This window comes from Mycobacterium shinjukuense, assembly GCF_010730055.1.
GTDB classification, from domain to species: Bacteria; Actinomycetota; Actinomycetes; order Mycobacteriales; family Mycobacteriaceae; genus Mycobacterium; species Mycobacterium shinjukuense.
In genome coordinates this window covers 3,913,087-3,933,391 of sequence record NZ_AP022575.1, presented here as the reverse complement: position 1 = coordinate 3,933,391, position 20,305 = coordinate 3,913,087, and the positions used below count along the sequence as shown (strand labels likewise).

Sequence of the window (20,305 nt, the reverse complement as noted above, 5' to 3'; positions counted from 1 at the left end):
GTTCGCCGGCGCCAGAGTCCTTCAGGACGCAGATCAGGGCGACGTCAGCAGCCGCCATCGGGACCGGCAACGCCGGGTCCGGGCTTAAGCCCCCTCGGAGACGACGTCAAGCGAAACCTCGACATCGATTTCCGGGTGCAGGTGCACCACCACCGAATGCATGCCCACGGACTTGATATGTGCCTTGGGCAGCCGGACGATTCGCTTGTCGAGGTTGGGGCCCCCCGCCTTCTTGATGGCCGCGACAACATCGCCGGCGGTCACCGAGCCGAACAGCTTGCCGGAGTCGGCCGAGGTCTTCACCGGCAGCGACACCGGGCCGAGCTCCTCGATCGCCGTCCTGATTTCGTTGGCGTGCTCCCGGTCACGAACCGCCTTGCTTTCACGGGCCCGACGGATCTCGTCGGCCTGCTTTTGGGCACCACGGGAAGCGACGATCGCCAGCCCGCGGGGCAGCAGGAAGTTGCGGCCATACCCGTCCTTGACCTCGACGGTGTCGCCGACCGACCCAAGGTGGTCGACATCGGCGGTCAGAATCAGCTTCATCGTTTGCGTGCTTTCCGTTGAACGGCCGGCGATTACCGCGCCGAGGAGGTAAAGGGCAGCAGTGCGACCTCGCGGGCATTCTTCACCGCGAGCGCGATGTCTCGCTGGTGCTGCACGCAGTTGCCGGTGACCCGGCGCGCCCGGATCTTGCCGCGCTCGCTGATGTAGGTCCGCAGCAGCGCGGTGTCCTTGTAGTCGATCTTTTGGTCCTGCTTAGCGCAGAAGACGCACTTGCGCGTCTTAACCGGCTTCTCCGGCGCCGGGCGGCGCCTGTTGGACTTGGCCATGTGTGTCTTTCTTTCCGTTCCTCAGTTGCGCTGAAGTGTTGGTCGGGAATCAGAACGGCGGTTCGTCGTCGCCACCGCCGAACGAGCCCGACGCCGGGGCGCTGCCCCAGGGGTCGTCACTGGGCCCGGCCTGGGCTGCCCCCGGACGAGACCCGCCGCCACCAGCGAACCCGCCGCCACCGGTGCGGCTTGCCTTGTTGACCTTGGCGGTGGCGTACCGAAGCGACGGCCCGATCTCGTCAACCTCGACCTCGACGACGGTGCGCTTCTCGCCTTCGCGGGTCTCGAAGGACCGTTGCTTGAGCCGGCCCGTGACGATCACCCGCGCCCCCCGGGTCAGGCTCTCCGCCACGTTCTCGGCGGCCTCCCGCCAGATATTGCAGCGCAGGAACAGCGCTTCCCCGTCCTTCCATTCCCCGCTCTGGCGGTCATAGATCCGCGGTGTGGACGCCACGGTGAAATTCGCCACGGCAGCACCCGACGGGGTAAACCGCAATTCGGGATCAGCGGTGAGGTTTCCGACGACGGTGATGGTGGTGTCACCAGCCACAATTTCCTCCTGTGTCCGCCTGATGAGTGGTCATGAGGGTCTCTCGTTGACCTTGGAAACGAGCCTAGGCAACAGCGCCGACAGCGGACAGTCGGTGCTCGATAACCCGGCTGGCGTTCGCCCGGCTCGCGGTCGCATCGTGGCCAGGCTAGTGCTTGTCGGTGCGCATCACCTTGGTGCGCAACACCGACTCGTTAAGGCTGAGCTGCCGATCAAGCTCGGACACCGTCGCTGGGTCGGCCTTCAGGTCGATGACGACGTAGATGCCTTCGGCGTGCTTGGCAATCTCGTAGGCCAGCCGCCGGCGGCCCCAGATGTCGACCTTCTCGACCGTTCCGCCGTCTTTGCGGACCACGTTCAGGAACGTCTCCAGCGACGGCGCGACGGTACGTTCGTCGAGGGTGGGGTCGAGGATGACCATGATTTCGTACGGACGCATACGGACCTCATCACCTCCTCTGGTCTGGGCGGCCACGGTCGGTCCGTGGCAGGAGGGTCGCCTGCGCCGGCAACCGCACCAGGCTACCGGACTCGGGGCTGGCTGTTAAATCACCGGCCACATCTACTTCCGCGTGTGCAGGAATTCGGCCGCCCGGGACCTTGTCCCGACATCGGCCTTGCCCAGCGCTCCCGAATCGAACGGCGGCTGCGGGTCGTATTCGATGAGCAATTGGGCGGCCTGCGCGGCCTCACGGTCCACCAACAGCTCGACCAGCCGCAACGCCATGTCGATGCCGCTGGACACCCCCGCCGCGGTGATGATCCGCTGCGGTAGATGCTCCACGACGCGCTGGGGCACATACCGCGCCCCCAACTCGTCGAGCAGATCCGCGGCCCGCCAGTGCGTCGTCGCGGTGAGTCCGTCGAGTAGGCCCGCGGCCGCGAGCAGCAGCGCGCCGGTACACACCGAGGTGGTGAACCTGGTGTGCGGGTGCACCGATTGCAGCCAGCAGCGGACGGCTTCGTCGCCGACCAGCACGCGGGTTCCGATGCCGCCGGGAAACACCACGACATCGGGTGCGCGAACTTCCTCGAAGGTGGCGTCACACGTGACGCCGAGCATGCCGTTTTCGGTGCGCACCTCCCCCCGCCGGTGCCCGACGAACACCACGTCCAGTGCCGGAACGCGTTGCAGCACTTCATAGGGCCCCACCGCGTCCAGCGCGGTGAACCGCGGAAACAGTGGGATGGCGACCTGCATCAAGCCTCCCCGGCGCCGGAGGCGACCCGCCGCCGAAGCGGAGCCGGACGTAGCCACCCCGGCAACCAGCCGGGCGGGGCGTCGGGGGCGCGGTCATACACCCCGCCCACCGGGTCGTCGATGCGCCCGCCCCAGCGCACCAGGTCCTCGTCGGGCCGGTAGATCTGGCGGATCACCAAGGCGCACAGCATCATCACCGCGATGTCACGCACCAGCACCGTCGCGGTAAACCACTGCTCGGGCAGCGAGCGGTTCGGGTTGCCGTACAGGTAATACATCCGGGGCACCCACACCAGCGCATCGATCGTCATCCACGCCAGCAGGACCCGCCGATGCGGCACGGCCAGCACCGCCAACGGCACCAGCCACAGCGAGAATTGGGGACTCCATACCTTGTTGGTCACCAGGAAAGCCGCCACCACCAAAAACGCCAACTGCGCCAGCCGCGGCCGCTGCGGGGCGGTGAGCGCGACATATCCCAGCGCCGCGCCCGCCACCGTGAACAACACCGCGACAACGGTGTTGAGCACCATCGGCGGCTCCCAGAAGCCCAACCCGGGATCGAAACCGCGCCACGCGGTGAACGACTTCACGACGTTGTACAACGAGTCCATGTCATCACCGCGGCGGGCGTTGAGCCGGAAGAACTCCGACCAGCCCCTCGGGAACAGCAGCAGAATGGGCACATTCACCATCAGCCAGGCGACCGCGGTCGCCATGGCCGTGCGGGCGACAGCGCCCAGGCGACCGGCGCGGATTCCCAGCACCAGCAGCGGGCCCAGGAACAGCAGCGGATACATCTTGGCCGCCGCCCCCAACCCGATCAGCACACCGGCGAGCACTGGGCGGCGCCGAGCCCAGGCTAGCAGGCCGCCCATCGCGAAAGCCGTTGCCAATGCGTCGAAATTGGTGAATATCTGAAATATCACCAGCGGTGAGGCCGCCACCAGCGCCGCATCCCACACTCGCCGGCCCGCCAGCCCCGCGCTGGCCCACACGGTGGCCAACCAGGCCAACGCCAGCCCGACTGCGGCGAAGTTGAAGAACATCACCACCTCGGCGACCACCGGAACGGGAGCTATCTTGCTCACCACGGTGTAGGTCTTGGCCAGCGCCATCGACATGTACTGGTAGAGCCCGGTCAGCACCGGGTACTCCATGTAGCGCACCGCGACCTGACCGTCGTAGCGGATCTGCGGAGCACCGGTGCTGTCGGTTTCGATCCAGCTCGACTTGTACGGAAACTTGCCCTGGTTCAACAACTCCGCGCCGTAGAGCGGGACGATGTCGGAGTAGCACAGCTCGTAATAGGCCCGCTGGTTATCCCAGTTGGCCACCCGCTGATCGCCGGGCCCGCTGCCGGTGCTTTGCAGGCAGGCCGCCTTCGTCGACCAACCCAGCCCCAGGAATGCCAACGCGATCACAAACATCACCCGCAGCGGCGTCATGAAACGGGTGCGGCCGATCAGCGCGTGCCGGCCCACCGGCCCGCCGACCACATCGGCCAGGGCAGCGCCCAAAACGTCGGTGCGACTGGGGCAGTCGCGGTTGTCTGAGCTACGCAGATCAGTGGCCAACGACCGTGGCGAGATGGTGGGGCTGGGCGTGGTTGCGCCGGTCACGGTGGCGCGGAGGGGGTCTCGGCGGGCGGCGACGCCGACGGCGGTGCCGGCGCAAGGGTGATCGTGGTGGGCGGACCGACCGGGATGGTGATCCCCGGCGCGATCTCAACCGTGGGTTGGATCACCGTTTCCGTCGGTGGCGGCGCGGACGGGGGCGGCGGCGGCGCGGCGGGCACACCCGCATAGCCGCCGATCTCGGCGGGCTTGGGGAAGGTTTCGTTCGGGGTGCCCTTCAGGGCGCCGTCCATGGTCGCCTTCCAGATGTCTGACGGCAGGCCGGAGCCGTAAATCGGTGCGCCCGAGGCGGTTTCCAGGGGCACGTCGCCCTTGACGGTGCCCACCCACACGGCCGTGGACAGCGACGGCGTGTACCCGACCATCCAGGCGTCCTTGTTGGCGGTGGTGTCGCCCAACTGCGTGGTGCCGGTCTTGCCCGCCGACTCCCGGCCGCCGGCCAGGTTGTGGCCGCGGGAATATCCGGCGATCGGCACCATCGCCGCGGTGACGTTGTCGGCCACCGCCTTCGGGATGCGCTGCTCACCGGTGGTGTCCGCGGTGCTAGCGTCGAAGAGCACTTGACCGCTCGCGTTGACGACCTTTTGCACGAAGTGTGGCGGGTGGTAGCGGCCCGACGCGGCCAGGGTGGCGTACGCCGACGCCATGTCGATCACCCGGGTTTGATACTGGCCCAGCACGATCCCGTTGTTGGGCGGCCCGCCCTTGCCGTCTTCGGACAGCGTGTGCGCAACACCCGGGAAGCTGGCGGCGATGCCGGCTTGGTGCGCGGCGTCCGCGACGGCCTTCGGGCCGCCGTTGAGTTTGAGCATCAGCCGGTAATAGGAGGTGTTCAGCGACATCTTGAGCGCTTCGGCGATATTGCACGTCCCGCAGCCTTCGCCCTCGACGTTGGTGATCGTGATGCCGTCGACCGTCAGCGGGGAGCTGTCCACCTGGTAGCCCAACCCGATCCCCTGCTCCAGCGCGGCGACGAGCGCGAACACCTTGAACGACGACCCGGTCTGCAATCCGGCCTGGGCGAAGTCGAACCCGCTGGCATTGTCCCCGCCGTAGTAGGCGCGCACCGCCCCATTGTGCGGGTCGATGGAAACCACCGCCGCACGCATTTCGGGATCTTGTCCGTCGAGGTACTTCGCCACCGCCTTTTCCGCGGCCTGCTGGGCCTGCGGGTCGATCGTGGTGGTGACCTGCAACCCTTGGGTGTTTAGGGTCTGCTCGTCGATGTTGAACAGCTCGAGCAGCTCCCTGGTCACCTGTCGTTCGATCAGCCCGGTGGGACCGCTGGTCTGGTTGGCCGCGCGTGCCTGCTCGGGCGGCACGGTGTTGGGAAACACCTGCGCCGCACGATCATTGGCGGACAGTGCCTTGGTCTCCACCATCCCGTCGAGCACCCAATTCCAGCGGGCCAGGGCACCTTCGGGATCGATCGCGGGATCCAGCGTGGAGGGCCGCCGAATCAGCGCGGCCAGCAGCGCTCCCTCGGAGACGGTGAGTTGCTCGACGGGCTTGCCGAAATAGGCTTTGGACGCCGCCGAGATCCCGTAGGCGCCCCGACCGAAGTAGATGATGTTCAGATAGGCCTGCAGCACATCGTCTTTGGACCACTCCCCCGACATCTTGGTCGCGATCACCAGTTCTTTGGCCTTGCGCAGCAAACCGCTCCACCCGTGTTGCGCGGTGCCCACCAGCGCGTTCTTCACGTACTGCTGGGTGATGGTGGAGCCGCCCTGCAGATCACCGCCCAAAAGGTTGTTCTTGGCCGCCCGGGCAAATCCGCTGAGCGAGAATCCCGGGTTGGTGTAGAAGCCACGGTCTTCGGCGGCGATCACCGCCTGACGCACGTGCACCGGCACCTGGCTGAGGTTGACGTCGACCCGATTGCCTTCGGGCGGAACGATTTTAGCGATTTCCGAGCCGTCGCTGGCCAGGATTGTCGAGACCTGGTTGGTACGGATGTCACCCGGCCTGGGCACGTCGACGATCAGGTAGGCCATCGTGAAGGTGACGATCGGCAGCAGGATGACCGCGGCCGCGGTCAGATACACCGCGCGTCGAACCCATGTCCAGTTGATCTGCTGGACCCAGGTCACGCCCGCCTTTGGCCTGGTGGCCCTGGCGCTGGGCGGCCCGGGCGGGCCCGGCGGTCCGGGCGGCCCCGGCGGGCGGCGATCGCTCAATCGGTCCTGCCGCGGCGGTGTGCCCGCGCGGTGGTCCAGCTCCCCCTCGACCCGCGGGGCGCGCCGCAGCGGCGTCGACGGCGGGCCGTCTAAGGCGGCCTTGACCGCTTCGATGGGATCGGCGTGCCCGGTCGATCGGTCGTCGGTCACCGGCGGGATGATCGTGGTCAATCTGTCGTCGGGGGGAACGTGCTGACGCTGGCCGGACACAGGACGCGGGTGGTCCGGGCCGCTGGAATGCCTGCCCGCACCCGCCGTCGCGCCTTCGGCCGCGCTGGGCGACTGGTGGGGGCCGTTGGGGCTATTCACTGGCGGTGCGGGCGCCGTTGCGCGCAGTCCGCGGGCCGCCCGCCCCACCGGGGGCCCTAGGGGGTTGTGCCGGACGCGCCGCGCCCAGGACATACGACTTGACCAGATGATTCCAGCTGCAGGTGCGGCACACCTCCACCACGTGCACGGCGAACTCCGAGAACCGTGCCGCCAGCATGACCAGCTCTTCGGCGGTGCGCGCCGAGCCCGATACCGCGCCGAGGTGCTCGCCGAACACCCACGACACCAGCGTGAGCTGCTCTTTCCGGCAGATCGGGCAGATCACCTGGCTTGGTTTCCCGTGAAACTTGGCAGCGCGCAGCAGATAGGGATTCGCATCACAAACCTCGGTCACACCGGTGCGTCCGGAGTACACCTCGGCCAACAGCGAGCGCCGCCGAAGCGCGTAATCCACCACCTGTCGCTGCAGTCGCACGCTGACCAGCCTACGTCGCCAACCCCGGCCTCGATACACACCGACGCCCCGGTGGCCCGTGTGCCCGGGCGTTCGGTGATCACCCGCGCGCTGCCCATCGGTGGTCGGACTTCTACCATCGTCCCCGTGGCGAAATGGCTGGGCACCCCGCTCGCCCGCGGTGCGATGGCGACAACCCGGGCAAAGGACTCCGATCGTCAGGACGCCTGCCGGATTCTCGACAACGCCCTCGCCGACGGCGAGCTCTCGATGACTGAGCACCGGGAACGCGTCAGCGCGGCCACCAACGCGGTCACCCTGGGCGACCTGCAGCGACTGGTGGCCGATCTGCAGTTCCAGAGCGCTCCCGCGCAGATGCCCGCGTTGAAAACACGAGCCCGGCGCAACGGGTTGGGCCTGCTGATCGCCGCGCTGGCGACGTCGGTGGTGCTGGGCATCGGCATCGGCTGGGGCCTGTACGGAAACACCCGCTCTCCGTTGGACTTCACCACCGATCCGGGAGCCAAAGCCGATGGTGTCGCGGCAATAGTGCTCACCCCACCCAGACAGCTGCAGTCCCTAGGCGGGCTCACCGGATTGTTGGAACAAACGCGCAAGCGATTCGGCGACACGATGGGATATCGGCTGGTGGTCTACCCGGACTACGCGTCGATCGATCGCCTCGACCCCGCCGACGACCGCCGCGTGCTGAGCTATACCTATCGCGGCGGATGGGGCGATCCGTCCAGCACGGCCAAGAGCAGTGCCGACACCGTCCTCGTGGACCTGAGCAAATTCGACGTCAAGACCATGGTGGGTATTCTGCGCGGTGCCCCGGAAACCCTCGGCATGAAGCAGTCCGACGTCAAGACCACGTATCTGACCGTCGAACCGGCCAAAGACCCGACCGCGCCCGGGGCGCTGTCGCTGTCGCTGTATGTCTCCACCGATTACGGCAGCGGCTACATCGTCTTCGCCGGCGACGGCACCATCAAACACGTCAGCTACCCGACATAGCCGAGCGCCGGGCCGCCGCCGATGGTCAACTCACCCATGGTGTGATGAACGGCGCATTAACGCTCAGTGTGTTGTCCCTAATATATCGAGACGATACGATGACGCGAGGCGTCGGACCAACGTAACCAACGTAACCAGCCATCGGGAGGAGGTGACTCGATGCTCGAGCTCGCCATCCTCGGTCTCCTGATCGAGTCGCCCATGCACGGCTACGAGCTGCGCAAGCGGCTGACCGGCCTGCTCGGTGCCTTCCGGGCGTTTTCGTATGGTTCGTTGTACCCCGCGCTGCGGCGTATGCAGGCCGAGGGGTTGATCGCTGAGAACGCCGCCCCGGCGGGCACCCCGGTGCGCCGGGCGCGCCGGGTCTACCAGCTCACCGAGAAGGGCCGCCGCCGCTTCGCTGAGCTGGTGGCCGACACCGGCCCGCACAACTACACCGACGACGGCTTCGGGGTGCACCTGGCGTTTTTCAACCGCACACCGGCCGAGGCGCGGATGCGCATCCTGGAAGGCCGCCGCCGCCAGGTCGAGGAACGCCGGGAAGGCCTACGCGAAGCCATCGCCCGGGCCAGCACGTCGTTTGACCGCTACACCCGCCAACTCCATCAACTCGGGCTCGAGTCCAGCGAGCGCGAGGTCAAGTGGCTCAACGAGCTCATCGCCGCGGAACGGGCAGCGCCCAACCACGCCGAACAGACGTAACCCCACACCAGACCATCGACCACCCACGACACCCCAGAGGTTATGAGGTTAGGAGAACGCCCTATGAGTCAGTACAACGCGCCACAGGCGTCGCAGGCGCAGGCGGAGGTACGTGTGGCCATCGTCGGCGTCGGCAACTGCGCGTCCTCGCTGGTTCAGGGCGTCGAGTATTACCACACCGCCGACGACTCGTCGACGGTACCGGGCCTCATGCACGTGCGGTTCGGCCAATATCACGTTCGCGACATCAAGTTTGTGGCGGCGTTCGATGTGGACGCCAAGAAGGTCGGGTTCGACCTGTCGGACGCGATCTTCGCCTCGGAGAACAACACCATCAAGATCGCTGATGTGGCGCCCACCAATGTGATCGTGCAACGCGGCCCGACCCTCGACGGCATCGGCAAGTATTACGCCGACACCATCGAGTTGTCCGACGCCGAGCCGGTGGACGTGGTCCAGGTGCTCAAGGACGCCGAGGTCGACGTGCTGGTCTCCTACCTGCCGGTGGGCTCCGAGGAGGCCGACAAGTTTTACGCCCAGTGCGCCATCGACGCCGGCGTGGCGTTCGTGAACGCGCTGCCGGTGTTCATCGCCTCCGACCCGGTATGGGCCGAGAAGTTCGCCCACGCCGGGGTGCCGATCATCGGTGACGACATCAAGAGCCAGGTCGGCGCGACCATCACCCACCGGGTGCTGGCCAAGCTGTTCGAGGACCGCGGCGTGCAGCTGGACCGCACCATGCAGCTCAACGTCGGCGGCAACATGGATTTCCTCAACATGCTGGAGCGGGAGCGGCTGGAGTCGAAGAAGATCTCCAAGACGCAAGCGGTCACCAGCAATTTGCAGCGCGAGTTCAAGACCAAGGATGTGCACATCGGCCCCTCCGACCACGTCGGCTGGCTCGATGACCGCAAGTGGGCCTACGTGCGCTTAGAAGGCCGCGCCTTCGGCGACGTGCCATTGAACCTGGAGTACAAGCTCGAGGTCTGGGACTCGCCGAACTCGGCGGGCGTGATCATCGACGCGGTGCGGGCGGCGAAGATCGCCAAAGACCGCGGCCTCGGCGGACCGGTGGTGGCCGCGTCGGCCTACCTGATGAAGAGCCCGCCGCAGCAGCTGCCCGACGACATCGCGCGCGCCCAGCTCGAAGAATTCATCACCGGCTAGCGTTGAACTCTGCGCTGACCACGCAAGCGCTACTCGCACATTTGCCTGGTATCCGCAGAGTCAACGTGGCGTCGATACGGGGGCGGCCCCGCCTACGGTGGTTGTATGACGGCTGATTTTCCCATTCGCATTGGCGTGCAGCTGCAGCCCCAGCATGCTGCGCGGTACCGCAGCATCCGAGACGCTGTCCGCCGGTGTGAGGACATCGGCGTGGACATCGCCTTCAACTGGGACCACTTCTTCCCGCTCTACGGTGATCCCGAGGGACCACATTTCGAATGCTGGACCATGCTCGCGGCCTGGGCCGAGCAAACATCACGCATTCAGATCGGCGCCCTGGTGACCTGCAACTCCTACCGCAATCCGGAGCTGCTGGCCGACATGGCCCGGACCGTCGACCATATTTGTGACGGGCGGCTCATCCTAGGGATCGGATCGGGCTGGAAAGAAAAGGACTACGCCGAGTACGGCTACCCGTTCGGCACCGCCGGCAGCAGGCTGCACGACCTGGCGGCCGCATTGCCCCGGATCAAGGCGCGGCTAGCCAAGCTGAACCCGGCGCCGACGCGCAACATCCCGGTGCTGATCGGCGGTGGGGGTGAGCGCAAGACCCTGCGGCTGGTCGCCGAATACGCCGACATCTGGCACAGCTTCACCTCCGCCGACGAGTTCCCGGCGAAGTCAGCCGTGCTCCACCGGCACTGCGCAGACGTCGGTCGGGACCCGGCCAGCATCGAACGATCGGCCGCGGTGGATAGTGGCCGGGGGCTGATCGCCAACGCCGAAGCCCTCACCGGCCTCGGCGTCACACTGCTCACGGTGGGATGCAACGGTCCGGACTACGACCTCACCGCCGCCGAAACGCTCTGCCGGTGGCGTGATTCACGCTAACCTCTGCAAACGTCGGTGCAGCGAGTCGTGAGAAACTTGCCGGCGCTGAGGCTCTAGCTAGCGGGAAAGACGCGACGTACTGATGCCTAAGAGGTATGGGGTCAAGGAAAAGGACCAGGTTGTCACGCACATTCTCAACCTGATATTGACCGGCAAGCTGCGCAGCGGCGACCGCGTCGACCGTACCGAGATCGCCCACGGTCTGGGGGTCAGTCGCGTGCCCATCCAAGAGGCCCTGGTCCAGCTCGAACATGACGGCATTGTGTCGACTCGCTACCACCGGGGCGCGTTTGTCGAGCGGTTCGACGAAGCCACCGTGCTCGAGCATCACGAGCTCGACGGCCTGCTCAACGGCATTGCCTCAGCGCGCGCGGCGGCCAATCCCACACCGCGGATCCTGGGGCAACTCGACGCGCTGATGCGTTCGATGCGCGCTTCCAAGGATTCGCGGAGCTTTGCCGAAATCTGCGGGGAGTATCGGCGCACGGTCAACGACGAGTACGCGGGGCCACGGCTGCACGCCATCATCCGCGCCTCCCATAACCTCATCCCCCGAATGTTTTGGACGACATATCAAAACACCCGCGACGACATCTTGCCTTTCTACGAAAAAGAAACCTCCGCGATCCACCGGCGCGACCCGGACGCCGCCCGAGCCGCGTGCATGGGTCGCTCGCAGCTGATGGCGCAGACGATGCTGGCGGAGCTGTTTCGGCGCCGAGTGTTCGCCCCGCCCGACGACTGTCCTGACCATCGGCAATGGGCGGCGACTTAGGTTAGGTGGCATCGATTGTGCGCTGACCGGTCGTTGGGTGGACCTACGGTGGCGGTGACGAGGTTACCGGCGCCCTCGCCCGCTTGACCACCGAAGGTGAACGCCGTCAACCGGTTTCATCGGCCGCGCCCCGCCGGCCGGAATCTGGCACCGTCGTCCGGACCGAGTTGGGCTGAAACACAAGGCCAGTTCCGGTCCGGCCAGCTGTCGGGTCGCGCCGCCGCACGGTATGACAATGCTCGTAGTCACCCGCGGCCGCAGCGGTCCCGGTACCAGGTGAACCGACCGTCCAAGGCCGGTCTAAAGAGTGGTCTTCCGTCACCGGCGCGTCGGGTTAGACTGCCGACTTATGGCGGACTGCGAATCCACCGCGCCCGAGGTGACGGAGCTTGCGGAGGGGTTGCACCGCGCACTGTCCAAGCTTTTTGCGATCCTGCGCCGCGGCGACCCCAACGGCGCGGTGGCCCGTGAATTGACGCTGGCGCAACTGTCGATTCTGGTCACCCTGCTCGACCGCGGACCCATCCGGATGACGGACCTGGCCGCGCACGAGCGGGTGCGGACCCCAACGACCACCGTGGCGATCCGGCGGCTGGAAAAGATCGGGCTGGTGAAACGCTCACGCGACCCCTCCGACCTGCGCGCCGTACTGGTCGACATCACCCCGCAGGGCCGTGCGGTTCATGCCGAGTCGCTGGCCAACCGGCACGCCGCGCTGGCGGCGATGCTCGGCCAACTCCCCCACACCGACCTGGAAACGCTGATGAAGGCGCTGGCACCGCTGGAACGCCTGGCCCGCGGGGAGCCGGCCGACAGCGCCGTCGGCGACTCCGACACACGCCAGCAGGCCTGAAAACTCCTGACTACCAATCAATATCGCAACGGCTAGCACACAGGGCGGTTGCAGCTAGGCTAGACGACCAGATTGACCAACCGGCCGGGAACCACGATCACCTTGCGCGGTGTGGCACCCGCCAGGTACGCCCGCACCTTTTCGTCGGCCAGGGCCGCCGCTTTCAGCGTGTCAGCGTCCGCGTCGGCGGCCACCACCACGCGGCCACGCACTTTGCCGTTCACCTGCACCGGGTATTCGACGGTCTCGTCGACCAGGTAGGCGGGATCGGCCTCCGGAAACGGGCCATGTGCCAACGAGGTGGCGTTACCCAGCCGCAGCCACAGCTCTTCGGCCATGTGCGGGGCCAGCGGCGCCAGCATCAGCACCAGCGGCTCGACCGCCGCCCGCGGAACCGCGTCACGCTGCCGCTTGGTCAGATGGTTGGTGTACTCGATCAGCTTGGCCACCGCCGTGTTATTGCGCAACGCCGCATAGTCTTCGGACACTCCGGCGATGGTTCGATGCAGCGCTCGCAGCGTGTCCGTGTCCAGCTGACCACCCTCGTCGACCACTCGGGTTTCACCGGTGTGCTCGTCGACCACCAGCCGCCACACCCGTTGCAGAAAGCGATGGGCGCCGACGACATCCTTGGTGGCCCAAGGGCGCGACGCTTCTAGGGGTCCCATCGCCATCTCGTAAACCCGCAGCGTGTCCGCGCCGTAATCGTCGCAGATCTCGTCGGGTGATACCGAATTCTTCAGGCTCTTACCGATTTTGCCGAATTCCTGAAAGACCTCGACCTCACCGCCTGGCCCCGGATAGACGAAGCGCCCGTCCCGCTCGATCACCTTCTCGGCCGGGACGTAGGCACCGCGCGAATCGGTGTAGGCGTACGCCTGGATGTAACCCTGATTGACTAGCCTGCGATAGGGCTCACGTGAGCTGACGTGACCCAGGTCGTACAACACCTTGTGCCAAAACCGCGAATACAGCAGGTGCAGCACCGCGTGTTCGGCGCCGCCGACGTACAAGTCCACACCACCCGGGTCATCCGGTCCGTGCTCGGCGGGCCGCGGACCCATCCAGTATGCCTCATTCTCCTTGGCGCAGAACCGCTCCGAGTTATGCGGATCGGTATACCGCAGCTCGTACCAGGAGCTGCCGGCCCACTGCGGCATCACGTTGGTATCACGGGTGTAGGGCTGCAAACCATCGCCGAGATCCAGCTCCACGTGCACCCACTCGGTCGCCTTGGCCAGTGGCGGCGATGGCTCGCTGGCGGCATCGTCGGGGTCGAACAACACCGGCGAATAGTCCGGCACGTCGGGCAGTTCGACCGGCAGCGACGCCTCGTCGAGCGCATGCGGACGTCCGTCGCTGTCATAGACGATCGGAAACGGCTCACCCCAATACCTTTGCCGCGCGAAAAGCCAGTCACGCAACTTGAATTCGACACGGGCCTGACCACGACCATCCGATTCCAGCCGTTCGGTAATCGCCTTCTTGGCCTCCGCCACATTCATGCCGTCGAGGTACCCCGAGTTCACCAACATGCCATCCCCAACGTATGCGGCCTGCGAAATATCCCCTCCAGCAATGACTTCGACAATTGGCAGACCAAAGGTCCGCGCGAAGTCCCAGTCTCGCTGGTCATGGCCCGGGACCGCCATGATCGCACCGGTGCCGTACCCGACCAGCACGTAGTCGGCGATGAAGATCGGCACCGGCTCGCCGTTGGCTGGGTTGATCGCGTAGCTGCCCAAAAAGACGCCGGTCTTCTCCTTGTTCTCCTGCCGCTCCAGGTCCGACTTGGCCGCTATCGCGCGGCGGTAGGCGGCCACCGCCGCTCCCGGCGTAGCACCGCCATAGGTCCACGCGGGGTCGACTCCGTCCGGCCAGCTGGCAGCGACCAGCTCGTCAACCAGGTCGTGCTCGGGGGCCAACACCAGATACGTGGCACCAAACAAGGTATCCGGCCGGGTGGTGAACACTTCGATGTCGACTGCCTGCCCGGCCCTGTCACCGGTGTTCACCGTCGCCGAGAACAGCGCTGCGGCGCCGGTAGAGCGCCCGATCCAGTTGCGCTGCATGGTCTTAACCTGTTCGGGCCAGTCCAGTAGGTCGAGGTCGTCGAGCAGCCGGTCAGCGTAGGCGGTGATCCGCATCATCCATTGCCGCAACCGCTTCCGGAATACCGGGAAGTTACCGCGGTCGCTGCGACCGTCGGCGGTGACTTCTTCGTTGGCCAGCACCGTACCCAGCCCGGGACACCAATTCACCATCGAATCCGCTCGGTAGACCAGCCGGTGGTTGTCGATCACATCGGCCCGCTCCCCCGCCGACAGGTTGGCCCATTCCCGACCATCCTCCAGACGACGTGCACCGGAATCGAATTCGGCTACCAGTTCGGAGATGGGGCGCGCCTTGTTGGCCGCGGTGTCGAACCAGGCGTTGTAGATCTGCAGGAAAATCCACTGCGTCCACTTGTAGAACTCGACGTCGGTGGTCGAGAAGCTTCGCCTGCTGTCGTGCCCAAAGCCCAGCCGGCCCAACTGCCGTCGAAAGTTCGCGATGTTGGCCTCGGTCCTGGTCCGCGGGTGGGTGCCGGTCTGCACCGCGTACTGCTCGGCGGGTAACCCGAAGGAGTCGAAACCCAACGCGTGCAACACGTTACGGCCAATCATCCGGTGATACCGGGCATAGACATCGGTGGCGATGTAGCCCAACGGGTGGCCGACGTGCAGTCCCTCGCCGGAGGGGTAGGGGAACATGTCCTGGACGAAGAGCTTGGACTCGGGCGCCTGCAGGATATCGGCGCCGTCCTTCGGTGCCAGCGAGCCGACCGGATTGGGCACATGAAACGTCCCGTCCCGGGCCCAGTTGTGCTGCCAAGTCCGTTCCAGCGTTGCCGCGAGTCGCGCGGTGTAGCGGTAAGGTGGCGCGGCAGAGTCCGCATCGTGCACTCCGGACGGGCCACCGGGAGCTGCCATCGGCGATTCGGTCACGTCCAACAGGGTATAAGGGTGTGGCCGGCCCAGTGCCGGGCCACAGGTTGATCTCGGTTGCGTTGCACACCGATCAGAGGTTCATCCCAGGTCGATTTCGGCCCTGTTCGGTGTCGTCGAGCACTCGCTACATTCAGCCTCTATGGCGGGCAGTGGCGCCCCAGCGAGTTCGGAGGGACCGACGCACATGCATCAGTACGTGCCCACCCGGCGGCTGTTCGCCGCGGGTATGGCAACCGGTTTCATCGGCGTGATGCTCATCGCGGGCGGGAGGGCCTCGGCTGATCCGCTGTTCCCACCGCCACCCAACCCCGTGCCGGTACCCACCCAAGCCGCAGCCCCACCCGTCCAGAACCTCACGGCGTCACCCGGGGGCGTTGCCGCCAACAGGTTCGCCCCGGCCCCGGCCCCCGCGCCGGCGCAGGCGCCCGCGCTCGTCGCCTCACCGATTCCAGCCACCGCCGCAGCCGCCGCCCCCACCGTGGTGGCGCCGATGCCGCCCACCATGACACCGTTGGTCACCGGGACGCTGCGGGAATACCTGCAGGCGCAGGGGGTCAAGCTGGAGGCGCAGCGGCCGCAGGGGTTCCAGGCGCTCGACATCACCCTGCCGATGCCCCCGCGCTGGACTCACGTGCCCGATCCGAACGTGCCCGATGCCTTCGTGGTGATCGCCGACCGGCTCGGCAACAGTGTGTACACGTCGAACGCGCAGGTGGTGGTGTACAAACTGGTCGGCAACTTCGATCCCGCGGAGGCGATCACGCACGGCTACGTCGACAGCCAGCGCCTGCTGGCGTGGCAGACCACAAACGCGTCGCTGGCCAATTTCTGCGGCTTTCCGTCCTCGATCATCGAGGGCACGTACCGCGAAAACGACATGACGCTCAACACCTCCCGGCGCCACGTCATCGCCACCTCCGGGCCCGACAGGTACCTGGTGTCGTTATCGGTGACCACCGCCCTGTCCCAGGCGGTCGCCGACGGACCGGCCACCGACGCCATCATCAACGGATTCCGGGTGACGGCACCCGCGGCTGCCGCTCAGACACCGGCTCCGGGGCCGGCGCGGGGGACGCCTCCGCCCGCGCCTCCCCAGGCGCCGCCCCCGACGGCCCAACCGGCGCCCCTGGGTGTTGGCGGCCATCAGTCACCGGCGCCGAATACGAATCCGGCCCAGCCTCCGCTGACCAACCTGACGCCGGTTCCGGGACGCTAACGCGCGACGGCCCCGAAGGGAAGGTCGAACCCGGTGCGGCCGGGCAAGCGGAATTGCCGGCGAACTCGTATTGTGAGCGCATGCTGATGACGGGCGTGCTGTGCGTGTGCGCGGCGGCGATGTCCGCCACGGTGGGGGCCTGGTCGCTGTCACGTGCCCACGCCGACGACACCGTCACGCTGGCGCTGCGCGCGATGGCTCCCACACAGCTGGCGGCCGCGGTAATGCTGGCCGCCGGGGGAGCGGTGGCGCTGGCGGCGTCGCCGCGCACCGCCCTGGTGGTGGTGGTCGTGGGTATTGCCGGCGCGATCGGAACGCTGGCCGCGGGCTCCTGGCAGAGCGCCCGCTACGCGCTGCACCGCGAAGCCGCCGGCCTCCAGGCCGGCGCCTGCGGCGGGAGTTGCGCGGTCTGCAGCCAGTCGTGCCGTTGATCGTCGCGCGGCAAACGTCGTGCTCAGGCCGCTGAAAGCGATCCCGGTCGACACGTTTCTGCTCGCGCTGGCCGCGACCGTGGCCGTGGCCGCGCTGCTGCCGGCCCGCGGCCCGGCCGCAGACACCGTGTCCGTCGCGGCCAAGGCGGCCATCGCGTTGCTGTTCTTCCTCTACGGCGCCCGGTTGTCGCCGCGGCAGGCCTTGCAGGGCATGCGTCAGTGGCGGCTGCACCTACTGGTCTTGGCTACCACTTTTGTGGTGTTCCCGGTGCTCGGGCTGGCCGCTCGAGCGCTGGTGCCCTCGGTGCTGACCATCAGCCTGTACCACGGGGTGCTGTTCTTGTGTCTGGTCCCGTCGACGGTGCAGTCGTCCATCGCATTCACGTCGATCGCGCGGGGTCATGTCTCGGCCGCCATGGTCAGCGCGTCGTTGTCCAATATCCTCGGCCTGGTGCTCACCCCGCTGTTGGTGATGCTGCTGATGCACACCGGCACCGGGGTCCACGTCGATCGCATCGCGGCTATCGAGATTGTGCTGCAGCTGCTGCTGCCCTTCGGGCTGGGTCAATCGGCGCGGCCATGGCTCACGCCGGCGCTCGCCCGACATGCGGTGGTGCTCAAGGTGTTCGACCGCGGGTCGATCCTGCTGGTGGTCTACACGGCCTTCTCGGTGGGAGTGGTCGAGGGAGTCTGGGTCAGCGTCGAACCCTGGCATTTGGTCTCTGTGATCGTCATCGCCATCGTGTTGCTCGCAATGGTGTTGAGCTGCACCATCGGGCTCGGCCGGCTCGCCCGGCTCGACCGCGGTGACGCCATCGTGCTGCTGTTCTGTGGCTCGAAAAAGAGTCTCGCATCCGGTCTTCCCATGGCGTGGGTGCTTTTCGACGCCGCGACGATCGGGGTGATCATGTTGCCGCTGATAGTCTTCCACCAGATCCAATTGGTCGTGTGCTCCCTGATCGCCAACAGGCTGGCCCGAGAACACACCGCGGAAACCCGCTCGGTGGCGCCGGGGCCGACCGAGCCCGGCCCCCAGGCGGGGGAGGGGCCTTAGCTGGGCTCAGTTGCGGCTGACGTCGATCGGATGCGTGGCCAGCAGCGAAAGCGGCAACGGCTGGCGTCGCAACACCTGCCCCCACAGGTCTTCCCTCGGTCCGACCAGAACATCAGAAGGCAACGCCGACAACACAATCCAGTCGTCGCGCTCGATCTCACCTTCGAGCTGACCGATGGTCCAGCCGGAGTATCCAGCGAAGATCCGCACCCCTTCCACCAACGGTGCGATCTGATCAGGCTCGGCATCTAGATCGACCATCACCACCCGGCCCGCGACATGCCTGAGGCCCAGCATCCCGTCCGGTTCGGCGCCGACCCGCAGCGTCGCCAGGCATAAGGCCGCGTCGCGCTTCACCGGGCCGCCGATGAACATCGTCTTCGGCTTGGCCGCGATCTTGGCCCAGTGCGGCAACACGTTGTAAACCGCGGTTTCGCTGGGGCGGTTGAGCACCACACCCAAGGTGCCGCCCTCGTTGTGTTCGACGATGTAGATCACGCTGCGACGAAATGTCGGTTCCAGCAGATCGGTGTTGGCCAGCAGCAAGGTACCCGCTCGCACCCGTTGAGCGGCGGGTGCGACATAGTCGTCGGGGTCTTCGTGCGCCACCACAACATCATCGCACCCCGGCAGCATCGCCCGCGGCAAACGAGCGCGGTCGACAAATATTTGTAATGTTGTCCAGGCGGCCATCGAGCGAAACGGGCCTCGCCCGCACGCCGTCGTGGTACCCGCGCCCGTTGGTAGAAGTGGGGTCCTGTGACTCGCAGCCGGATGCACGCCAGCCCGCCCGTCGACCTTTGGCGGTCGGTGCGTGGTTTGCCCGACTTCGGGCGACTGCTGTTGGTGCGGATCACGAGTCAGTTCGGTGACGGCCTCTTCCAAGCGGGTTTGGCGGGAGCGCTGCTGTTCAACCCCGACCGGTCAACGGATCCGATGGCGATCGCACGCGATTTCGCGGTGCTGTTTCTGCCCTATTCACTGGTGGGACCGTTCGCCGGGGCGCTGCTGGACCGTTGGGATCGCCGATTGGTGCTCGTCGGCGCCAACGTCGGCCGCCTGGCCTTCATCGCCGGGATCGGCACGATCCTGGCGACCCGAGCCAGCGACCTGCTGTTGTTGTTCGGGGCGTTGCTGGGCAACGGCTTGGCCCGGTTCGTGAACTCGGGCCTGTCGGCGGCATTGCCGCACGTGGTGCCGCGCGAGAAGGTGGTCACGATGAACTCGGTGGCGATCGCGTCGGGTGCGATCGCGGCCTTTCTGGGCGCCAACTTCATGCTGCTGCCCCGCTGGCTGGCCGGGGCAGGGGACGCGGGCGCGTCGATCGTCATTTTCATCACCGCGATTCCGGTGTCGATCGCGCTGCTGCTGTCGCTGCGGTTCAAGCCGCGGGTGCTGGGCCCGGACGATACCCAGCGCGCGATCCACGGCTCGGTGGTCTACGCCGTAATCACCGGCTGGATGCACGGCCTGCGCGCGGTTGTGCAGCTCCCGACGGTCGCCGCCGCCCTGTCCGGGTTGGCCGCGCACCGAATGGTGCTCGGTATCAACTCGCTGCTGGTCTTGCTGTTGGTCCACCATCTGACCACCCCCGCGGTCGGCGGGTTGGGGACGGCGCTGGTGTTCTTCGCCGCCACCGGTCTGGGCGCCTTCCTGGCCAACGCGATCACCCCGGCCCTGATACGGCGTTGGGGGCGTTACGCCAGCGCAAACGGTGCGCTCACGGCGGCCGCGACGATTCAACTCGCCGGTGCCGGCCTGGTGCTACCGGTCATGGTGGTGTGCGGCTTCCTGCTGGGTGTGGCCGGGCAGGTGGTCAAGCTGTGCGCCGATTCGGCCATGCAAATCGACGTCGATGACGCCCTGCGGGGCCACGTGTTCGCGGTGCAAGACGCGCTGTTTTGGGTCTCATACATCGCTTCGGTCACGGTGGCCGCGGCGTTGGTTCCCGACGACGGGCGCGCGCCGGTGTTCGCGTTGTTCGGCTCGGTGATCTATCTGATCGGGCTCGCAGTGCACAGCCTCGTCGGCCGGCGGGGCCAGGCCGCGACCGGTGGTTAAGGTACGTAGGTGATTTCCGCGAC

At 66.7% G+C, this 20,305-nt stretch carries 19 protein-coding genes and 1 pseudogene; 10 read left to right on the top strand and 10 right to left on the bottom strand.

The annotated features are described in order from the left end of the window. Positions 1-84 precede the first annotated feature (84 nt). From rplI to G6N20_RS17715, 8 genes and pseudogenes are all read right to left on the bottom strand, one after another. Complete coding sequence (gene rplI, locus G6N20_RS17750) at positions 85-546, bottom strand: 50S ribosomal protein L9 (RefSeq protein WP_083048222.1); 462 nt, start codon at positions 544-546, stop codon at positions 85-87. 32 nt (positions 547-578) lie between these two features. After that, positions 579-833 (bottom strand): 30S ribosomal protein S18, encoded by a 255-nt coding sequence (gene rpsR / locus G6N20_RS17745; protein ID WP_083048224.1) that lies wholly within the window; start codon positions 831-833, stop codon positions 579-581. Positions 834-882: 49 nt separating this feature from the next. Beyond that, a complete protein-coding gene (locus tag G6N20_RS17740; protein ID WP_083048226.1) occupies positions 883-1,383 on the bottom strand; it encodes a single-stranded DNA-binding protein in 501 nt (166 codons plus the stop codon). Positions 1,384-1,531: 148 nt separating this feature from the next. Beyond that, entirely contained in the window at positions 1,532-1,822 is a 291-nt protein-coding gene (gene rpsF, locus G6N20_RS17735) for a 30S ribosomal protein S6 (RefSeq protein WP_083048228.1), read from the bottom strand. A gap of 123 nt (positions 1,823-1,945) precedes the next feature. Further along, positions 1,946-2,584 carry a DJ-1/PfpI family protein gene (locus G6N20_RS17730; protein ID WP_083048230.1) on the bottom strand — a complete coding sequence of 213 codons (639 nt, stop codon included), beginning with the start codon at positions 2,582-2,584 and terminating at the stop codon, positions 1,946-1,948. Next, a pseudogene (locus tag G6N20_RS17725) lies at positions 2,523-4,206 on the bottom strand (glycosyltransferase family 87 protein). Before G6N20_RS17725 ends, G6N20_RS17730 begins: the two are co-directional and overlap by 62 nt. Beyond that, positions 4,203-6,803, bottom strand: a complete 2,601-nt coding sequence (locus G6N20_RS17720; protein ID WP_083048234.1) for a transglycosylase domain-containing protein — start codon at positions 6,801-6,803, stop codon at positions 4,203-4,205. The pseudogene G6N20_RS17725 and the gene G6N20_RS17720 overlap by 4 nt, the downstream one beginning before the upstream one ends. Continuing rightward, a complete protein-coding gene (locus tag G6N20_RS17715) occupies positions 6,703-7,146 on the bottom strand; it encodes a DUF5318 family protein (protein WP_158084756.1) in 444 nt (147 codons plus the stop codon). Before G6N20_RS17715 ends, G6N20_RS17720 begins: the two co-directional genes overlap by 101 nt. Positions 7,147-7,272: 126 nt before the next feature. On the opposite strand from G6N20_RS17715, the gene G6N20_RS17710 reads away from it, so the two are divergent. The 6 genes from G6N20_RS17710 (at position 7,273) to G6N20_RS17685 (ending at position 12,530) form a co-directional block, all read left to right on the top strand. Continuing rightward, a complete protein-coding gene (locus G6N20_RS17710; RefSeq protein WP_083048270.1) occupies positions 7,273-8,142 on the top strand; it encodes a DUF1707 SHOCT-like domain-containing protein in 870 nt (289 codons plus the stop codon). 159 nt (positions 8,143-8,301) lie between these two features. Further along, positions 8,302-8,844, top strand: a complete 543-nt coding sequence (locus G6N20_RS17705; protein WP_083048236.1) for a PadR family transcriptional regulator — start codon at positions 8,302-8,304, stop codon at positions 8,842-8,844. Between the two features lie 63 nt (positions 8,845-8,907). Then, complete coding sequence (locus G6N20_RS17700) at positions 8,908-10,011, top strand: inositol-3-phosphate synthase (RefSeq protein WP_083048238.1); 1,104 nt, start codon at positions 8,908-8,910, stop codon at positions 10,009-10,011. 105 nt (positions 10,012-10,116) lie between these two features. Continuing rightward, a complete protein-coding gene (locus G6N20_RS17695) occupies positions 10,117-10,902 on the top strand; it encodes an LLM class F420-dependent oxidoreductase (RefSeq protein ID WP_083048240.1) in 786 nt (261 codons plus the stop codon). 82 nt (positions 10,903-10,984) lie between these two features. Next, positions 10,985-11,677 carry a GntR family transcriptional regulator gene (locus G6N20_RS17690; protein ID WP_083048242.1) on the top strand — a complete coding sequence of 231 codons (693 nt, stop codon included), beginning with the start codon at positions 10,985-10,987 and terminating at the stop codon, positions 11,675-11,677. A 349-nt stretch (positions 11,678-12,026) separates the two neighbouring features. Next, on the top strand, positions 12,027-12,530 hold the full coding sequence (locus G6N20_RS17685; protein WP_083048244.1) for a MarR family winged helix-turn-helix transcriptional regulator: 504 nt from the start codon (positions 12,027-12,029) through the stop codon (positions 12,528-12,530). A gap of 59 nt (positions 12,531-12,589) precedes the next feature. Here the strand turns inward: G6N20_RS17685 and leuS are convergent, their stop codons facing one another. Next, positions 12,590-15,517: a leucine--tRNA ligase gene (leuS, locus tag G6N20_RS17680; protein WP_083048246.1), complete on the bottom strand. Its 2,928-nt coding sequence runs from the start codon at positions 15,515-15,517 to the stop codon at positions 12,590-12,592. 187 nt (positions 15,518-15,704) lie between these two features. Here leuS and G6N20_RS17675 point away from each other — a divergent pair, with 187 nt between their 5' ends. From G6N20_RS17675 to G6N20_RS17665, 3 genes are all read left to right on the top strand, one after another. Continuing rightward, positions 15,705-16,736, top strand: coding sequence for an LpqN/LpqT family lipoprotein (locus G6N20_RS17675; protein WP_083048248.1), 1,032 nt, complete (start codon positions 15,705-15,707; stop codon positions 16,734-16,736). 80 nt (positions 16,737-16,816) lie between these two features. Next, the gene (locus G6N20_RS17670) at positions 16,817-17,167 is read left to right on the top strand and encodes a hypothetical protein (protein ID WP_083048250.1); all 351 of its coding nucleotides are present in this window, start codon (positions 16,817-16,819) and stop codon (positions 17,165-17,167) included. A gap of 19 nt (positions 17,168-17,186) precedes the next feature. Next, positions 17,187-18,221 (top strand): bile acid:sodium symporter family protein, encoded by a 1,035-nt coding sequence (locus tag G6N20_RS17665; RefSeq protein ID WP_142272027.1) that lies wholly within the window; start codon positions 17,187-17,189, stop codon positions 18,219-18,221. 6 nt (positions 18,222-18,227) lie between these two features. On the opposite strand, the gene G6N20_RS17660 is transcribed toward G6N20_RS17665, so the two are convergent. Continuing rightward, entirely contained in the window at positions 18,228-18,857 is a 630-nt protein-coding gene (locus G6N20_RS17660) for a YqgE/AlgH family protein (RefSeq protein WP_083048252.1), read from the bottom strand. A gap of 138 nt (positions 18,858-18,995) precedes the next feature. On the opposite strand from G6N20_RS17660, the gene G6N20_RS17655 reads away from it, so the two are divergent. Beyond that, positions 18,996-20,282: an MFS transporter gene (locus G6N20_RS17655; protein ID WP_083048254.1), complete on the top strand. Its 1,287-nt coding sequence runs from the start codon at positions 18,996-18,998 to the stop codon at positions 20,280-20,282. Positions 20,283-20,305 lie beyond the last annotated feature (23 nt).